Below are 16,955 nucleotides of genomic sequence, written 5' to 3' on the forward strand. Positions count from 1 at the left end.
GCTACCGGCTGACGGACGTGGAGCCGGCAGGCTTGCGCGGCTCGTAGCGGGTCGGCTCGAAGGAACGGGCGACGAGGGCGCGCAGGGACTCGAGGTCGCCGTCGATGATCCCCACCGCCCTGGCCTGCACCAGGACGTTCCCCAGCGCCGTCGCCTCGACCGGGCCGGCGATGACGGGGATCCCCGCGCGGTCGGCCGTCAGCTGGCACAGGAGCGTGTTCTGGGATCCACCGCCGACGACGTGGATCGTGCGCACCTGGACCCCGGACAGCTCGGAAGCCGTGTGGACCGCATCCGCGAACGCCTGGGCCAGGCTCTCGATGATGCACCGGACGAACTCGGCACGGGACTGCGGCACCGCACGCCCGTGCTCGACGAGGAACTCGGCGATGCGCGCCGGCAGGTCGCCGGGGGCGAGGAACCGGGGGTCGTTCGCATCGAACACCGAGACCGGTGCGTCGACCGCGGCGGCCTGGGCGATGAGCCCGGGCAGGTCGATCGTTTCGCCACCGCGCTCCCAGGTGCGCACCGACTCGCTCAGGAGCCAGAGTCCCATCACGTTGTGCAGGAAGCGGGTGCGTCCGTCGACGCCGCCCTCGTTCGTGAAGTTCGCCGCTCGACTCGCCTCGGTGAGGACAGGTCGTTCGAGCTCGACCCCGACGAGCCCCCACGTGCCGCACGAGATGTAGGCGGCATCCGGGGTCGTCATCGGGACGGCGACGACCGCTGAGGCCGTGTCGTGTGAGCCGATGGCGGTGACGGGCGTGGACGAGGGCAGACCGACCTCGGCGGCGACCGCTTCGAGGAGCGTCCCGATGCGATCGCCCGGCTGGACGATGGGCGGGAGGACGGCCGCCGGGATGCCGAGTCGGGTGAGGAGTCCGGCGTCCCACCTGGTCGGTTCGCCGGCGCGGACGAGGCCGGTGGTCGACGCGTTGGTGGCCTCGGCGACGCGAGCACCGGTCAGCCAGTGCGCGATGAGGTCGGGCACCAGGAGCGCGGTGTCGGCGACGTCGAGCATGCCGGCGTCGCGCTCGGTCGCGAGCTGGTAGACGGTGTTGAACGGCAGGAACTGCAGGCCGTTCACGCGGTAGAGATCGGCGAAGGGGACCGTCCCGTGGACCGCCTCGACACCTGCCGCCGTCCGTTCGTCGCGATAGTGGAACGGTGCGCCGAGGAGGCGCCCCTGCCGGAGGAGGCCGTAGTCGACCGCCCACGAGTCGATGCCGATGCTCGCGAGGTGCGGCTCCTGCTTCGCTGCGCCCGACAGCCCCGCGACGATCGAGCGGTACAGCTCGAGGATGTTCCAGTGCAGGCCGTCCGGCGTGCGGACGGGCGTGTTCGGGAACCGTGCGACCGGTACGAGGCGCAGCTCGCCGGGGCCGACGTGGCCGAGCATGACCCGCCCGCTCGTGGCCCCGAGGTCGACCGCCGCGACGGTGCCGCTCCGGCCTGCCGCGCTCATCGCAGGAAGGCTGCGGCCACACCCGCGTCGACGGGGATGTGCAGTCCGGTCGTGTGGCTGAAGTCGCTCGTGCAGATCGCGAAGACCGCGTTCGCGACGTTCTCGGGGACGACCTCGCGCTTGAGGATGGTGCGCTGCGCGTAGAACTTTCCGAGGTCCTGCTCGTCGATGCCGTACGTCTTCGCGCGGTTCGCACCCCAGCCCGAGGCGAAGATGCCGGAGCCGCGGACGACGCCGTCGGGGTTGATGCCGTTCACCTTCACACCGTACTCGCCGAGCTCCGCGGCGAGGAGGCGGACCTGGTGGGCCTGGTCGGCCTTCGTCGCGGAGTAGGCGATGTTGTTCGGGCCCGCGAACACGGAGTTCTTCGACGAGATGTAGACGATGTCGCCGCCGAGCTTCTGGTCGATGAGCACGCGTGCGGCGGCCTTCGAGACGAGGAACGAGCCCTTCGCCATGACGTTGTGCTGGAGGTCCCAGTCGGCCTCGGTGGTCTCGAGGAGCGACTTCGACAGCGAGAGGCCCGCGTTGTTGACGACGAGGTCGAGCCCGCCGAAGGCGAGGACCGTCTCGTCGATCGCGGCCTGGACGGCGGCCTCGTTCGAGACGTCGGCGGCGATGCCGATCGCGACGTCCGTGGTGCCGAGCTCGGCTGCTGCGGCCTGCGCCTTCTCCAGCGAGAGGTCGGCGATCGCGACGACCGCGCCCTCCGCGACGAGACGCGTGGCGATGGCCTTGCCGATGCCGGATGCGGCACCGGTGACGAGCGCGACGCGGGTCGCGAGTGGCTTCGGCGCAGGCTGACGCTGCAGCTTCGCCTCCTCGAGTGCCCAGTACTCGATCGCGAACTTCTCAGCCTCGTCGATCGGCGCGTAGGTGGAGAGCCCCTCGGCCCCGCGCATGACGTTGATGGCGTTGACGTAGAACTCGCCGGCGACGCGGGCGGTCTGCTTGTCCTTGCCGAAGCTGAACATGCCGACGCCCGGGACGAGGACGATGAGCGGGTCGGCCCCGCGGATGGCCGGGCTGTCGGCCGTGGCGTGGCGGTCGTAGTAGGCCTGGTAGTCCTCGCGGTACGCCTCGTGCAGGGTGCCGAGGCGCTCGACGACCTCCTCGACGCTCGCTGTGGCGGGCAGGTCGACCGTGAGCGGCTTCACCTTGGTGCGGAGGAAGTGGTCGGGGCAGCTCGTGCCCAGCGCGGTGAGGCGTGGGTGCTCCGCCGAGGCCAGGAAGTCGAGGACCTCGGGGCTGTCGGTGAAATGGCCGACGACGGGGCGGTCGGCGGAGGCGAGCCCGCGGATGGTGGGCGCGAGAGCCGCCGCCTTGGCCCGACGCTCGACCTCGGGGAGGGCCGCGTAGCCGTCGAGCGCCGGACCGAAGGGCTCGGGGCGGGAGTTCGCCTCGATGTAGGCGGCCGCGGTGTCGATGATCCACAGGGAGTTCGCCTCGGCCTCCTCGGAGGTGTCGCCCCAGGCGGTGATGCCGTGCCCGCCGAGGATGGTGCCGATGGCCTGCGGGTTGTCGGCCTTGATGGCGGCGATGTCGAGGCCGAGCTGGAAGCCGGGGCGACGCCACGGGACCCACACGACCTTGTCGCCGAAGATCTTCGCGGTGAGTGCGGGGCCGTCGGCGGCGGTCGCGATGGCGATGCCGGAGTCGGGGTGCAGGTGGTCGACGTGGGCCGCGTCGACGAGGCCGTGCATCGCGGTGTCGATCGACGGGGCCGCGCCACCCTTGCCGTGCAGGGTGTAGTCGAAGGCGGCGACCATCTCGTCCTCGCGGTCGAGGCCGGGGTAGACGTCCTGCAGGGCGCGCATGCGGTCGAGGCGGAGGACCGCGAGACCTTCGGGCTTGAGCGTGCCGAGGTCGCCGCCGGAGCCCTTGACCCAGAGGAGCTCGACCGGCTCGCCCGTGACGGGGTCGATCTCGGTGCCCTTGGCCGAGGTGTTGCCGCCGGCGTAGTTGGTGTTCTTCGGGTCGCTCCCGAGGCGGTTGCTGCGGGCGATGAGCTCGGCAGCGGTTGGGTTCACGGACATTCGCACTCCTTCGTCGGGGCACGCCCGTGCCCGGTGTTCAATCGTGTTAAGTATGACAAGAAGTCACAGATCTCGCAATGGCGATGTCCCGATCTCAGGAGAACCTCGGCGCGTTGCGGTCGGCCCGGAGCGACGCGCGCGGTGACTCCTGAGAACGGGACGTGCGGGGCCGGGTGCTCAGAGGAGTTCGACGGCGTCGCGGTAGGCGTCGAGCGCGGGGTCGGCGGGGTCGAGTTCCGTGACGAGGAGGTCGACGTCCGCGAGGGCGAAGCCGACCGCCATCGCGCGCTGCCCCAGCTTCGAGGACGCGGCGACGAGGATCGTCTCGTCGGAGGCGCGGGCGAACGCCTGCTTGACCTGCGCTTCTTCGAGGGTGACCTCCGAGCTGCCGACGGTCGGGTCGATGGCGGCGGCCGACAGGAAGAAGCGCCGGTAGAGCGCCGATGACGCCGCCTGGCAGGCGATGGGGCCGATGAAGCTGTCGGTGCGCGACTCGGCTTGGCCGCCGACGAGGATCGCGGTGACCTCGCGGTTCGCGCCGGCGAGGAGGAAGTTCGGGTAGGAGTTGGTCGCCACCGTGAGGGTCGACTCGCCGAGCAGTCGACTGATGCCACCGGCCGTGCTGGAGGCGTCGATCGCGATCGCGCCGTCCGTCGGGATGAGCGCCCGGAGCTTCTCGACGATGGCGCCCTTCTCGCGGACGCCCGTCGCAGACCGTTCGGTGAAGGTCCTCGGTCGCAGGGTCGGGATCGCCCCGCCCCGGACGCGCCGCACCAGGCCGAGCTGCTCCAGGTCGGCGAGGTCGCGTCGCACGGTCATCGAGGACACGTCGAGCTCCGCAGCCGCATCGTCGAGGCGGATGCTGCCGTCGCGTTCGAGGATCGCCGTCAGTCGGGTCCGTCGTTCCTCGGCGCCGAGCGTGCCGGTCGTGGCCATGCCGCCCCCTGTCTATCGGTGTCGGACGTGTCCGTTCGTGTCCGTCTCAACAGGATGTCACAGCGAGGGATGCCGAACGGTTCCCAATTCAGGAGCACTCCGGCGCGTCGCCGACATGACGCGGCGTGGCGTGCGCAACGCGCCGCAAGCGTCCTGAGTTACGGACGAGCAAAGATATATGAGCATCTGGAACTTCTAGACTGGCGCCATGGAAACCACACACGAACCAGTCCTCGCCGGTCGCACGGCGATCATCACCGGAGGCGCCCGCGGGCTCGGGCTCGCGATGGCCACGGCACTCGCCGAAGCCGGCGCCCAGGTCGCCCTCCTCGACCGTTTGGAGACGGTGGCCGACGCCGCGTCGGTCCTCGATGCACAGGTCTCGCCCGCGGTGATCGGGCTCCCGGTCGACGTCACCGATGAGGGATCCGTGAACGCCGCGCTCGACCACGTCGCGGATACCCTCGGGACGCCGGACATCCTCGTCAACAGCGCTGGGATGACGCACGGCGCCCGCGCGATCGACACCGAAGTGGCCGATTGGGATCGGCTCTTCCGGGTGAACGTCACCGGGACCTTCCTCGTGTCCCGGCAGTTCGCGCGACGCTTCGTCGCCGACCGTCGCGACGCGGGTCACCTCGCGAGCATCGTGAACGTGTCCTCGATGTCCGCCTTCGCCGTGAACGTGCCGCAGACGCAGGCCGCGTACAACGCCTCGAAGGCCGCCGTCTCCATGCTCACGAGCAGTCTCGCGATCGAGTGGTTGCCGCTGGGGATCCGGGTCAACGCCATCGCACCGGGCTACTTCGCGAGCGACATGACGCGTGACTTCGTCGCCGCCAATCCGGACATGGCCGAGGACTGGGTGTCGCGGATCCCGGCCGGCCGGATGGGTGAGCCGGACGAGCTCGGCGACCTCGTCGTCTACCTCGCCGGAGAGCGCTCCTCCTACGTCGTCGGGCAGAGCTTCCGGATCGACGGCGGGTACACCGTGGTGTGAGCTGACGACGCGGGCCGCTGCCTCGTCAACGCGGCCCGCGTCAGGTTTCCGTTCAGGGAGTCTCCGACCCCGGTGGTTTCGCGACCAGCGTCGTGAGCGTCGCAGTGGGCGGGATCGTCGCCATCAGGTTCGCGAGCTGACCGAAGTACTGGAGTCGCGACCACTCGGTTCTGTCACCGATGACGAACAGCCGCCGTTTCGCGCGACTGACCGCCACGTTGAAGAGGTTGGGTGTCTCGACGGCCCAATTGCGGGACCCAGACGTCCGCCCGCCGAGCACGATGATGACGACTGCGGCTTCCTTCCCCTGGGCCGTGTGTACCGTTCCGGCCTGCGTCCGCCGATCGACGCCGTGACGCCCCGCGACCCGCGCGATGGCAGCCGCAACCGTCCGGAACGGTGAGACGATCAGCAGGTCCGACATCGGCCAGCCGTTCACCCCGAGTGCCTGGAGGAGGCCGTCGAGTCGCTCCACCTCTGCTGGCGAGCAGTTCTCGTCCCAGCGGCTCGTGTGGACGTCCAGCCAAGCCGAGTCCATCACCGACGCACCAGACGGCAGCAGGCAGTCTGCGGACGGATCACCGCCGTGCATCATCAAGCCGCCGTAGACGGCATCGTTGATGACCGAGAACATCGGGTCGTTGCAGCGCCGATGCAGTCGCAGCGGTGATCCGACTGTGACCGGCTCTCCATCCGGAGGCCTGATCGTCGAGACGAACGTGGATGCCCGGTCGGCGAGGACTTGCGCCGGGTTGGACCGAGGCGACCAGGCGTCGCTGCAGGCGGTGAGCTCCCGAAGTCGCTCCTGGACTTCGGGCGGCAGCGTGAGCACTGGTTCGAGTTGCAGCGGATCACCGACCATCAGGCAGCGCCGTACCCGCCAGACGCCGGACAGCGCGTGCTGCGGGGCAGCCTGCCCGGCTTCGTCCACGATCAACCAGCCGAGACGTTCGGAACCGAGCGATGCCATCATGCGCGGAAATGATGCGAACGTGGTCGACATCACGGGGACCACCAGGAACAGCGCTTCCCACGCTGCTCGGATCATGGCGGGCGAAGCCTGCGATGGTGTGCGGTTCTGGAGGACATCGACCGCGGAGTACAGGTTGCTGCGAGTCTGGGAAGGGGTCGCGAACATGAACGCGCGATGCAGTTGAACGGCGCGCAGGAACAGCTCGGATCGGGCGGTGTTGTAGGCCCGATCATTCCACGGGGCCCGTGTCTCTCGGGCCTCGTCGGTGGCTTCGAACCAGTCCTCGGACGGGGCGCCGTCCGCCTGTGCGGCGATCGCTACGCTGTCGGCGGCGATCGTGAGCTCCAGGGTCTGGGCCTCACGCTGATGCGAGGACCGAGCCGCCCGGGTCGTCGCGTTCTCCGTCAGGGATCGTTCGAGCGACTGGGCCTGTCGGTCGGCCTCCTGTGCCAGCGCTTCGCAGCGCTCCGTGAGGCGCAACATGCCGTTCCGCCACGGTGTGGTGGCTCGTCCGAGCGTGCACACTGAGGCGAACCATGACGGCTTCGCCACCGCCAGGGCGGAGAGGGCATCGTGAGCGAGTGTCCGTTCCGCGGCCAGCGCCTCGGCGCTCCCGCGCAGCGCATCGATCTCCCGCTGTTGGGCTTCGTCGAGGAGCATGAGATCGGAAGCGCTGCGGCGCGCGGAGTCGAGCTCGGCGGTGAGCGCCGCCCTCCTCCCGAGTGCCTCGTGCGCCCGCTGCCGGTCTGCTCGGAGTCTGTGAACGTTGCGACGGGCCTCCTGGAACAGCCTCCGCGCCTCGTCCCACGGGAGCACCTCGTCCGGCGGCGACCCGAGCATCGCGATCACCCCTCGAACCTCGGCGGGATGGTCCGGCGACGCGCTGCGTCCGTATGCAAGCTTCTGGGCGAAGCGCGAACGGTTGCGCGAGTTACCGAGCTGGCCGGCGATCGCCGCCCAAGCCGTCGGGCTGGATCCGGGTCGTTCGTCCGAGTGCAACAGAAGAGAACCGATGTCGGCCAGTGGGTCGGGTGCGAACGAGCTGAACGCCGAGTCGAGCCACCTGGCGTCGGGGATCTCCAGACTCACGTTCTCGACGGCACCGTTGTTCGACGAGGCGACGATGATCTCGCGGCCCCGAATCGACTCGTGCAGTCGGTGCACCACGCGGAGCTTCTCGTCCCGGGCTCGCCATGAGAACTTCCCGACGAAGGCGTCTGCGGGGCGAGTGAAGGCGCTCAGGGCGGCCGCGCGATCCGTCACGAGTGCTGCGACCACGTCGCGGAGCAGCGTGGTCTTCCCGGTCCCCGGCGGTCCGTTCACCCCGAAGACCCCATCGTTGGCCGAGAGGTCGCGCAGGCTTTGGTTCACCGCCAGTTGTTGGGACAACGACAGTGCATCGTTGGGTGAACTCGGCCACCGGCCCTCCGGCATGATGCTCGGAGCAACGCCGTCGAACACTGCGCGCAGCTCGGCCCGGACATCGACCTGACGCGACGGCGGTCGTTCCCCGAGATACGAGGACCCGGCGGGATGATCGGCAGTGTCGGCGGCGATCATCCGGAGGTCGGTTGAGAAGAAGCTGTTGAGGTAATCCGTCTCGTCCGCCGGCCCAGGGGAGCCGGGAGCGGTCTGCCGCACTCGGACCTCCCGACTGAGGATGCGGAGGCCCGGTTCTCCGCCGGCGAGCGTGAGCCTCGAGAGCGTGTGCTCGGGCATCGACTGAAACAGCAGCGCCTTTATTCGGCTCTTGTCGACCGGTTCGGTCTGGCCATCGCCCGCAGGTTCGCCGCCGATCGCCAGCCCTCCGGCGACGATCAGACGCGAGATCGCCGCTTTCCACGTGGCTTCGAAACCGTCGAACCCTGCCCACACATCGGCGATCTGATTCGTCAGGGCATAGCGGCCGGCAGCCCAAGCGCTTTGCGATGGCACCCAGCTGTCGGGCACGATCGAGCCGTCGTCCTGGATCCGCATGGTGAACATCGCGCTCTGGGCAGGTCTTGGGCGCTCTGGACTGCTATCCGGGGGCGGTGAGAGGACGGCCCAAGCCGAGGAGAGATCGAAGGGTACCCGCGTACACCCGGTGCTCCCAGGCGAAGTGCTCGCGTGCGGCAGGCCATGACGGGTCGAGCCAGGGAAGTGGGGTGTCGTCGTTCATGTAGTCCGCCACGAACGGGCGGTCATCCCGACTCCGCGACACCGCTGGCATGGCCTGCGGCGTGAACGCCTCGAGGCTTTGCCAGAAATCGAGTGCGCTCGTCCTGGATGATCGGGTGTCCATGTGCAGCACGATACGTGGCGTGATGCGCAGCGCGGTGGAGGCGCCTCGCATCCGCCACCTGTCGTGTTCTCCGCGGAGCTCGCGCGAGCGGCCAGGGCTGCCGCCTGAGGTCATTCTGCGGTCGTGTGCTCCACCCCGGGCCGGTCCGTCTCCGTGGTGGCGGTTCGCGTCGTCGTGCCTGAAACCGTCGGGATGCTCCGCGTCGTCTCCGCCTTCGCCAGGGCGTCCTGGTCGACCCGCATCAGGAACGTCACCGCGAACCCGACGAGATAGGTGCAGGCGAGCGCGATGACGGTCGCCGTGGTGCCGAAGGACGTCCAGAGCAGGGTGACGAGCAGCGACCCGACGAACTGGGAGAGTCCGGCGGAGAGGTTGAGGAGTGCGACCGCGCCGCCGCGGTGGTTCGGCTCGAGCGCCGGCATGAGCGCCGACAGCGGGACATAGGCCGCGACCGCGAACCCGAACATGACGACGGCGATCCCCGTGAGCCAGGGGTTCGGCCCGACGACGAGCGGGATGAAGTAGAGCAGGAGCGTGGACGCGAACATGCCGAGGCTCCCGAACCAGCGGACGGTGCGGATCCAGCCGATGCGGTCGCCGAGGATGCCCCAGAGGAGGTTCGTGAACACCGTCACGATGTACACGAGCCCCCACAGCTGCAGCCAGGTGCCCTGCTCGAAGCCGATGTCGCGGACGAAGACGATCGGCAGCATGACGATGAACCCGTAGAGCGAGATTTGGTTGATGACGCGCTGGAGCATGCCGTAGGCGAGCTGGACGTTCCGGAACGGGAGCGCGATCGTGGTCGCGAGGGTCTCGCCGAGGCCCCGGAGGGTGCGGGGCTCGGAGGTCTCCGGTCCCTTGCCGCGTACGAGGACGCCCGCGAGCACGCCGCCCACGGCGATGAAGGCGATCGCGCCCCACATCGTCTCGACGGCTCCGAACGCCGGGATGGTGAAGCTCGGCAGATACGACCCGAACACGCCGACGCCGACCGAGTACGAGCACCAGAACCAGTCCATCGCGGAAGACAGCTTGTCCTGCGGGGCGGCGTAGGAGATCCACACGACGAACCCGAAGACGAACAGCGGGTAGGCGACGGCGCGGATGGCGTACATCGCCATCATCATCGCGAAGTCGTGCTGCATGATGCCGAAGTACACGAAGCCGGCATGGAAGACGATCCACCCCGCGGCGGCGGCGATCATGATGCGGCGCGGTCCGAAGTACTCGGCCAGCACACCGGAGGCGAACGCCCCGATCGCCACGATCAGGCCGTAGACGGTGAAGAGCGAGCCCACCTGGTCGGTGCTGAAGCCCTCGCTCGTGACGAGGAAGTCCGAGAGGAACGCCTGCTCGAGTCCGTCGCCGGTCATGAAGAAGGCGATCGCGACGTACCCCCAGAGCAGCGGACCGGAGAGGCCGAGGAAGGCCTTCGGTGGTCGGGTGCCGGGGGATCCGATGCTGGGCGCGGGTGTTCCGATTGGTGAGGACATGCTCTCTCTCCATTGAGGTGGGACGCGTCGACGGCGCGTGGAACCCGGGGGAGTTCTGAGCGGAAAATATATCAGAGTGTGGCCTGACCACATCCGTTCGCCCATTTTCGGGCGAGCGAGGTCCCGTTCGCCCGGAAATGGGCGAACGAATCCCTAGGAGGCGGCGTCGATGAGCGTCTCGGCGGCGCGACGAGCGTGCAGCGCGGCCTCGGGGGAGCCGGTGATGGCGGCGGTGGTCTGGGCGCCCTCGGCGAGGATCGCGAGCTGGGGGGCGAGTGATGCCGGAGCGCCGGCGTCGGCGACGAGGTCGGCGACGTAGTCCTGGAAGGACGCCTTGTGTTCGCGGGTGATGGTGGCGACCGCCGGCGAGACGCCCCCGAGTTCCCCGAAGGCGTTGATGAAGCCGCAGCCGCGGAACGAGTCGTCACTGAACCAGCCGGCCAGGTAGTCGTAGATCGCGAGGAGTCGGTCGCGGGGCGTCTCGGCGTCGTCCACGAGCGCGCTGACGCCGGTGGTCCAGAGCTCGTGTCGACGCTCCATGACCGCGAGGACGATGTCCTCCTTGCTCGGGAACTCCGAGTACAGGCGCTTCAGCGACACGCCGGCCGCCGAGCGCAGTTCGTCCATGCCGACGGACTGGATGCCCTTCGCGTAGTACAGGCGGTCGGCGGCGTCGACGATGATGTCGCGCACGGATGCTGGTGTCGCGGGTGTGGCCGCCGGGCTCGGCGACGTGATCGTCATCGTCTGTTCGCTGGTCATTCCCTCAGTGTACTTGCATTGAGAACGATCGTTCCCTATGCTGATGGACACCGAAGAGAACGATCGTTCTCAATTCGGGGCGTGGAATCGGGCGACGAGTCCGGACGCCGAAGACGAAAGGAATCGAACCATGTCGTTCATCACCGTCGGAACCGAGAACAGCACCTCCGTGGAGCTCTACGTCGAGGATCACGGCAGCGGCCAGCCCGTCGTCCTCATCCACGGCTACCCCCTCGACGGCTCGTCGTGGGAGAAGCAGACCGCGGCGCTCCTCGACGCCGGCTACCGCGTCATCACCTACGACCGCCGCGGCTTCGGCAAGTCCTCCAAGCCCACCGAGGGCTACGACTACGACACCTTCGCCGCCGACCTCAAGGCCGTCGTCGACGGGCTCGACCTCCACGACGCGGTCCTCGTCGGCTTCTCGATGGGCACCGGCGAGGTCGGCCGCTACCTCGGCACCTACGGCTCGGAGCGCGTCGCGAAGGCCGTCTTCCTCGGATCGCTCGAGCCCTACCTGCTGCAGACCGACGACAACCCGACGGGTGTCCCGCAGGACGTGTTCGACGGGCTCCTCGAGGCCGTCACCGACGACCGCTACGCGTTCTTCACGAGCTTCTTCGAGAACTTCTTCAACACGGACGAGAACCTCGGCTCGCGCCTGAGCGAGGAGGCGCTGCGGGCCAACACGCAGCTCGCCTACAACGCGTCGCCGTACGCATCGGTCGCTGCGCAGCCGACCTGGCTGACCGACTTCCGGGCCGACGTCGCGAAGATCGACGTCCCGTCACTCATCGTGCACGGCACCGGGGACCGCGTCCTGCCGATCGACTCCACCGGTCGCGTGTTCGCCAGGGCGCTGCCCTCCGCCGAGTACGTCGAGATCGAGGGCGCGCCGCACGGCATGCTCTGGACCCACTACCGCGAGGTCAACGAGCAGCTGCTCGCCTTCCTCGCGAAGTAGTCGGCACTTCGACGCGCTCAGTGACTGATCTCCGGTCCCTGAGCCTGTCGAAGGGCGGGTTTGCTGGTGTGCACTTCGACAAGCTCAGTGACCGGGGCTGGCTCAGTGACTGATACCCGGTCCCTGAGCCTGTCGAAGGGCTCGGCCTTCCCGCCTACGCGCCCCAGCTCGCCTGGGTCCCGCCGACGCGCTCCTCGGCGATCTGCTGTTGGTAGCCCGAGGCCAGGTAGGCGCTGAACGGATCGGCCGGCAGGCCGCGGCTCTCGCGCCAGGCGGCGAGCGGCCCGCGGACGTCGGTGTAGAACGCGTCCATGAGGATGCCGTTCGCGCCGAGGACGTCGCCGGCCTCCTGTGCCGCGGTCAGTGCGTCGCGGTCGACGAGCAGTGCGCGCGCGGTCATCTCCTGCACGTTCAACACCGAGCGGATCTGCCCGGGGATCTTGTCCTCCACGTTGTGGCACTGGTCGAGCATGAACGCGACCGGCGAGTCGTCGTCGAGGCCGCCGCCGCGGACGACCTCGTAGAGGATCCGGAACAGCTGGAACGGGTCGGCTGCACCGACGATGAGGTCGTCGTCGGCGTAGAAGCGCGAGTTGAAGTCGAACGAGCCGAGCTTCCCGAGGCGCAGGAGCTGGGCGACGATGAACTCGATGTTCGTGCCCGGCGCGTGGTGGCCGGTGTCGAGGCAGACGAGGGCCTGGTCGCCGAGCTGGGCCACCTGGGCGTAGGACGTTCCCCAGTCGGGGACATCGGTGTGATAGAACGCCGGCTCGAAGAACTTGTACTCGAGCACGAGTCGCTGCTCCTCGCCGAGGCGGGCGTAGATCTGCTGGAGCGAGTCGGCCAAGCGGTCCTGCCGGCCGCGGATGTCCTGCTGGCCCGGGTAGTTGCTGCCGTCGGCGAGCCAGATCTTGAGGTCCTGCGAGCCGGTCGCGTGCATGACGTCGATACAGGCGAAGTGGTGGTCGATCGCCTTCTGACGGATCACCGGGTTGCTGTGCGTCAGGCTGCCGAACTTGTAGTCCTCATCCTGGAAGGTGTTCGAGTTGATCGTGCCGAGCGCGACGCCGTGGTCCTCGGCGTAGCGACGGAGCGCGCTGAAGTCGTCCACGAGGTCCCACGGGATGTGGAGCGCGACCTTCGGCGCGAGGGCCGTGAACTCGTGCACCTTGGCGGCGTCGGCGATCTTCTCCTCGGGCGTCCGAGGGGTGCCGGGCGTCGTGAACACCTTGAAGCGGGTGCCGGAGTTGCCGAACGCCCAGGAGGGGAGTTCGATGGCCTGCTTCTCGAGCAGCGGGGTGATGGTGTCGAAACTGGTCATGGTCACTTCTCTGTGCGTGTTCCGGTGGTCTGGGGCGCGTTCACGGCGCTGGTTGCAGCATACGTGAATCGTTTCAATGACGCTACTCGTGCAGGGTGGCGAGCTGGTCCTCGAGGTGGAACACCTCGGTGAGCTGGAGGAAGCCCTGGTCCGGCGGGAGGTCGAGGTCGACGAAGAACTCGCCCATCTCGGCCTGCCAGCGCGCGTTGACCTCGGTCTCGGCCATGCCGGCCTGGGCGGCTTCGAGGGATGCCGTCTCGAAGTACCCGATGAGGAGGCCGTCGTCGCGGACGAAGAGGGAGTAGTTGTGCCAGCCGGTGTCGGCGAGGGCCTGCAGCATGTCCGGCCAGACGGCGGCATGGCGTTCGCGGTACTCCGCGAGGCGCTCGGGTTTGACCTGGAGCTGGAAGCACACGCGGTGCAGGGGTCGGGCACTCGTCATCGAGGCGCACCTTTCGGTTCGGTTCACGGATACTCTGAATCGATTCAGAGGATCGCAAGCAGCGTATCCGGGCGATCGGCCGCGGGTCAACGGACCAACTGCCCGGATGTCTGAACGTCTGGACAGGGTGCATCGACCGTTCGACGGTCAGGGCGCGCCCGTCGTTCGCGCCGATCACCCCTGGACACCTCGGAGCGAAGTCCCTAGCGTGGATCGCATGGCTGCCGATGACGCGCCAACCGATGCACCCACGATCGACGGTTCCGACGGTTCGGAGGAGACGACCGTCGCCTCGGAGAGCCCGCGCTGGCGTCGCGACGTCGCGGTGTTCCTGTCCGGCCAGACGGTCTCGCTGTTCGGCTCGATGCTCGTGCAGTACGCGATCATGTGGCACCTCACGCTCGAGACGAAGTCCGGTGTCGTGCTCGCGTTCGCAGCCGTCGCGGGGTTCCTGCCGCAGGCGATCGTGTCGATCTTCGGCGGGGTGTGGGCCGACCGCATGAACCGCAAACTGCTCATCATCGCGGCCGACGGCTCGATCGTCATCACGACCCTCGCGCTCGCGATCTTCCTCATCAACGGCGCCGCCGACCTCTGGCTCATCTTCCTCACGCTCGCGATCCGCTCGGTCGGCGCGGGCATCCAGATGCCGGCGGTGTCGGCGCTCATCCCGCAGATCACGCCGACCGACAAGCTCATGCGGGTCAACGGCATCAACGGCTCCATCCAGTCGGCCATGATGCTCGTCGCCCCGGCCGCGGCCGGCGCACTGTACGCGAGTGCGTCGCTCGTCGCGATCTTCTTCGTCGACGTCGTCACGGCCGCCATCGGGATCGGACTGCTGCTGCTCGTGCCGGTGCGGACGCTCGTGCGGTCGGGCGAGCGCCCCGGCTACTTCGCCGACCTCACCGAGGGCGTGCGCTACGTCTGGCACCACGGCTTCGTGCGCTGGCTGCTCATCCTCTTCGCGATCGTGTTCCTGCTGGTCGTCGCGCCGTCCTACCTCACGCCGCTCATGATCGCCCGTACCTTCGGCGACGAGGTCTGGATGCTCACCGTGAACGAGCTCGCCTTCAGCGTCGGCATGGTCGGCGGCGGAGCGATCATCGCGATCTGGGGCGGCACCAGGAACCGCGTGCTCCTCATCGTCGGGTCCTCGGTGGTGTTCGGGGCGCTGTCCATCGGGCTCGGACTCTCGACCAACCTCTGGGTCTTCTTCGGCTTCATGTTCCTGCTCGGGATCGCGGTGCCGTTCTTCTCGACGACGTCCATGACCCTCCTGCAGGAGCGCGTCCAACCGGAGCGGCAGGGTCGCGTGTTCGGGTTCGTCGGCATCGTCATGGCGGTGTCGATGCCGCTCGGCATGATCGTGTTCGGGCCGCTCGCCGACGTCGTCTCCGTCGAGCTGCTCCTCGTCGTCGCCGGCGTGCTCACCTTCGTGGTGCTCGCCGTCGCCGTGCTCGTGCCGTCCGGTCGACGGGCGATGGCCGAGGTGACGAAGCAGTCGTGACCCGCTCCGGTCGTCCGATCAGGGGAGCTGCGCCGAGTAGCCCTCGCGGTACGTGGGGTAGCGGTAGGTGAACCCGGTGTCGCGGAGGGCGGCCGCCGTGATGCGCTTGCCGCGGTGCGGTTCTTCCGGGGTGCGACCGGCGTCGTCGAGCGTCGGGGGAGCGACGCCGAGTCGATCGGCGAGGAAGTCGGCGACCGTCGACAGCAGGACCGGCTCCTCGTCGATGCCCGCCACGACCGGCGGGAGCGATGCCGCCGGCAGGTCGAGCAGGTGCACGATCACGGCGGCGGCGTCGTCACGGTGGATGCGATTGGTCCAGCCGGAGGGCCGGGTGACACGGCCGTCGCGGACCTGGTCGACGAACATCGTGGCCGTCGGACCGTAGAGGCCGCCGAAGCGGATGGCGCTCGCCTCGGGCACGGCGGCGAGGACGGCCTCCTCAGCCGCGAGCAGCGCGCGTGCGGTGCCGGTGGTCGGGACGGCCGGCGTGGTGTCGTCGATCGTCTCCCCGCCGTCCTCGCCCCACACCGCGGTCGACGACACGAACAGGATGCGGGGCGGGGTGCCGGGGAGTGCGGCTACGGCAGCGAGGAGGTGCCCGACACCGTCGCGGTAGAGGGCGTCATAGGCTTCGGCCGAGCGTGCCCGGGGCGCAAGGGCCACCACGATCGCCGTCGTGTCCGCAGGGAGATCGGGGGCGGAGGTCGTGAGGTCGCGGAGCTGGAGGGTGAAGCGCCCCTCGACCGACTCGGGCGCCGGGTTCGGCTCAGGGATCGGGTTCGACTCGGGCGCCGTGCGCTTCACGCCGACGACGTCCTCACCACGGGCCAGGAGCCTCCCGGCGACGTCCGAGCCGAGCTGTCCGAGTCCCACGATCACGACGGTCATCGCTCCACCGTACCCGGCGCCAGGGGTGAGAATGGTGGGATGAGTGCTGCGGGGGAGTTCATCGACGCGGCGCTCCAATACGAGGGCGACGGCTACCGCGCAGCGGACGTCGCCGAGCGGCTCGGCGACGGACTCCGGTCCTACGGCTCCTCGGTCGGTGCCGTGCGCGGGACGGTGCGCGACGCCCTCCGGAAGTTCCGCGGACTCGAGCACGACGAGCTGGCAGCCCTCGCCTCGGAGCTGTGGGCCGTGCCGGTCTTCGAGCGTCGGCTCGCCGCGATCGTCCTCCTGCAGTCGAGCGTCCCGGTGCTCAGGCACACCGATCTGACACGGATCGAGGGCTTCGTCCGCGCCGGTCGGGTGCCCGAGCTCGCCGACCCGCTGGCCACCGACGTCATCGGACCGCTCCTGGAACGCCTCGACGGGACGGCCCGGACCAAGGCCGAGACCGTCCTCGACCGCTGGATGCAGGACGAGCCCTGGTTGCGGCGGGCGGCACTGCTTGCCCCGATCCGTGAGCTGGGTGCGGGCGGTGGGGACGTCGATCGCGCCACCCGTCGGCTCGCGGTCGCCCTGGACGGGTTGCAGCGGCCGGCGCCGATCGCCGTGGTCGAGCCCGCGGTGGAGCGTCTTCGCGCCGTGCTCTGACCCGTCCTGTCGCGAGTGCCCTTCGACAGGCTCAGGGACCGGGACCGGCTCAGGGGCCGGTGTGTTCCGGGCGCCAGGTTCGTCCGGTCACTGAGCTTGTCGAAGTGCCCCCGAGGGGTTTCTTGTTCTGAGGGCGCCCGCGGCGGGGCTGCCCTTCGACAGGCTCAGGGACCGGATTCGGCTCAGGGACCGGATTCGGCTCGGGGACCGGGACGGGCTCAGGGACCGGG

General features: G+C 69.0%; 13 protein-coding genes. 4 read left to right on the plus strand and 9 right to left on the minus strand.

Features of this window, described 5'->3' with window-relative positions; translation table 11 throughout:
* Position 1 precedes the first annotated feature (1 nt).
* From ACZZZB_RS11775 to ACZZZB_RS11785, 3 genes are all read right to left on the minus strand, one after another.
* The gene (locus ACZZZB_RS11775) at positions 2–1,465 is read right to left on the minus strand and encodes a rhamnulokinase (RefSeq protein WP_202938742.1); all 1,464 of its coding nucleotides are present in this window, start codon (positions 1,463–1,465) and stop codon (positions 2–4) included.
* On the minus strand, positions 1,462–3,501 hold the full coding sequence (locus ACZZZB_RS11780; protein ID WP_463529741.1) for a bifunctional aldolase/short-chain dehydrogenase: 2,040 nt from the start codon (positions 3,499–3,501) through the stop codon (positions 1,462–1,464). Before ACZZZB_RS11780 ends, ACZZZB_RS11775 begins: the two co-directional genes overlap by 4 nt.
* 177 nt (positions 3,502–3,678) lie before the next feature.
* Entirely contained in the window at positions 3,679–4,437 is a 759-nt protein-coding gene (locus tag ACZZZB_RS11785; RefSeq protein ID WP_463529742.1) for a DeoR/GlpR family DNA-binding transcription regulator, read from the minus strand.
* A gap of 208 nt (positions 4,438–4,645) precedes the next feature.
* On the opposite strand from ACZZZB_RS11785, the gene ACZZZB_RS11790 reads away from it, so the two are divergent.
* The gene (locus ACZZZB_RS11790; RefSeq protein ID WP_191942016.1) at positions 4,646–5,437 is read left to right on the plus strand and encodes an SDR family NAD(P)-dependent oxidoreductase; all 792 of its coding nucleotides are present in this window, start codon (positions 4,646–4,648) and stop codon (positions 5,435–5,437) included.
* 52 nt (positions 5,438–5,489) lie between these two features.
* Here ACZZZB_RS11790 and ACZZZB_RS11795 read toward each other — a convergent pair whose 3' ends face one another.
* From ACZZZB_RS11795 to ACZZZB_RS11805, 3 genes are all read right to left on the minus strand, one after another.
* Positions 5,490–8,396 carry a DEAD/DEAH box helicase gene (locus ACZZZB_RS11795; RefSeq protein ID WP_463529743.1) on the minus strand — a complete coding sequence of 969 codons (2,907 nt, stop codon included), beginning with the start codon at positions 8,394–8,396 and terminating at the stop codon, positions 5,490–5,492.
* A gap of 408 nt (positions 8,397–8,804) precedes the next feature.
* The gene (locus tag ACZZZB_RS11800) at positions 8,805–10,190 is read right to left on the minus strand and encodes an MFS transporter (protein ID WP_463529744.1); all 1,386 of its coding nucleotides are present in this window, start codon (positions 10,188–10,190) and stop codon (positions 8,805–8,807) included.
* 153 nt (positions 10,191–10,343) lie between these two features.
* Entirely contained in the window at positions 10,344–10,934 is a 591-nt protein-coding gene (locus ACZZZB_RS11805; RefSeq protein WP_463530559.1) for a TetR/AcrR family transcriptional regulator, read from the minus strand.
* A gap of 148 nt (positions 10,935–11,082) precedes the next feature.
* Between ACZZZB_RS11805 and ACZZZB_RS11810 the strand changes: the two genes are divergently transcribed.
* Positions 11,083–11,916, plus strand: coding sequence for an alpha/beta fold hydrolase (locus tag ACZZZB_RS11810; RefSeq protein WP_463529745.1), 834 nt, complete (start codon positions 11,083–11,085; stop codon positions 11,914–11,916).
* Between the two features lie 154 nt (positions 11,917–12,070).
* On the opposite strand, the gene rhaI is transcribed toward ACZZZB_RS11810, so the two are convergent.
* Positions 12,071–13,237 (minus strand): L-rhamnose isomerase, encoded by a 1,167-nt coding sequence (rhaI, locus tag ACZZZB_RS11815; RefSeq protein ID WP_208612358.1) that lies wholly within the window; start codon positions 13,235–13,237, stop codon positions 12,071–12,073.
* Between the two features lie 82 nt (positions 13,238–13,319).
* Positions 13,320–13,679 (minus strand): L-rhamnose mutarotase, encoded by a 360-nt coding sequence (locus ACZZZB_RS11820; protein WP_164486874.1) that lies wholly within the window; start codon positions 13,677–13,679, stop codon positions 13,320–13,322.
* 217 nt (positions 13,680–13,896) lie between these two features.
* On the opposite strand from ACZZZB_RS11820, the gene ACZZZB_RS11825 reads away from it, so the two are divergent.
* Positions 13,897–15,189 (plus strand): MFS transporter, encoded by a 1,293-nt coding sequence (locus ACZZZB_RS11825; protein WP_463529746.1) that lies wholly within the window; start codon positions 13,897–13,899, stop codon positions 15,187–15,189.
* Positions 15,190–15,207: 18 nt separating this feature from the next.
* On the opposite strand, the gene ACZZZB_RS11830 is transcribed toward ACZZZB_RS11825, so the two are convergent.
* Entirely contained in the window at positions 15,208–16,077 is an 870-nt protein-coding gene (locus ACZZZB_RS11830) for an NAD-dependent epimerase/dehydratase family protein (RefSeq protein WP_463529747.1), read from the minus strand.
* A gap of 39 nt (positions 16,078–16,116) precedes the next feature.
* Here ACZZZB_RS11830 and ACZZZB_RS11835 point away from each other — a divergent pair, with 39 nt between their 5' ends.
* Complete coding sequence (locus tag ACZZZB_RS11835) at positions 16,117–16,725, plus strand: DNA alkylation repair protein (RefSeq protein ID WP_202938749.1); 609 nt, start codon at positions 16,117–16,119, stop codon at positions 16,723–16,725.
* The last annotated feature ends 230 nt before the right edge of the window (positions 16,726–16,955 follow it).

The organism is Plantibacter sp. AC185, from assembly GCF_979258065.1.

Excerpts from the sequence above, each read along its gene's own strand:
- ACZZZB_RS11775 (WP_202938742.1), bottom strand. The coding sequence starts at position 1,465 with ATGAGCGCGGCAGGCCGGAGCGGCACCGTCGCGGCGGTCGACCTCGGG.
- ACZZZB_RS11780 (WP_463529741.1), bottom strand. The coding sequence starts at position 3,501 with ATGTCCGTGAACCCAACCGCTGCCGAGCTCATCGCCCGCAGCAACCGC.
- ACZZZB_RS11785 (WP_463529742.1), bottom strand. The coding sequence starts at position 4,437 with ATGGCCACGACCGGCACGCTCGGCGCCGAGGAACGACGGACCCGACTG.
- ACZZZB_RS11790 (WP_191942016.1), top strand. The coding sequence starts at position 4,646 with ATGGAAACCACACACGAACCAGTCCTCGCCGGTCGCACGGCGATCATC.
- ACZZZB_RS11795 (WP_463529743.1), bottom strand. The coding sequence starts at position 8,396 with ATGTTCACCATGCGGATCCAGGACGACGGCTCGATCGTGCCCGACAGC.
- ACZZZB_RS11800 (WP_463529744.1), bottom strand. The coding sequence starts at position 10,190 with ATGTCCTCACCAATCGGAACACCCGCGCCCAGCATCGGATCCCCCGGC.
- ACZZZB_RS11805 (WP_463530559.1), bottom strand. The coding sequence starts at position 10,934 with ATGACGATCACGTCGCCGAGCCCGGCGGCCACACCCGCGACACCAGCA.
- ACZZZB_RS11810 (WP_463529745.1), top strand. The coding sequence starts at position 11,083 with ATGTCGTTCATCACCGTCGGAACCGAGAACAGCACCTCCGTGGAGCTC.
- rhaI (WP_208612358.1), bottom strand. The coding sequence starts at position 13,237 with ATGACCAGTTTCGACACCATCACCCCGCTGCTCGAGAAGCAGGCCATC.
- ACZZZB_RS11820 (WP_164486874.1), bottom strand. The coding sequence starts at position 13,679 with ATGACGAGTGCCCGACCCCTGCACCGCGTGTGCTTCCAGCTCCAGGTC.
- ACZZZB_RS11825 (WP_463529746.1), top strand. The coding sequence starts at position 13,897 with ATGGCTGCCGATGACGCGCCAACCGATGCACCCACGATCGACGGTTCC.
- ACZZZB_RS11830 (WP_463529747.1), bottom strand. The coding sequence starts at position 16,077 with ATGACCGTCGTGATCGTGGGACTCGGACAGCTCGGCTCGGACGTCGCC.
- ACZZZB_RS11835 (WP_202938749.1), top strand. The coding sequence starts at position 16,117 with ATGAGTGCTGCGGGGGAGTTCATCGACGCGGCGCTCCAATACGAGGGC.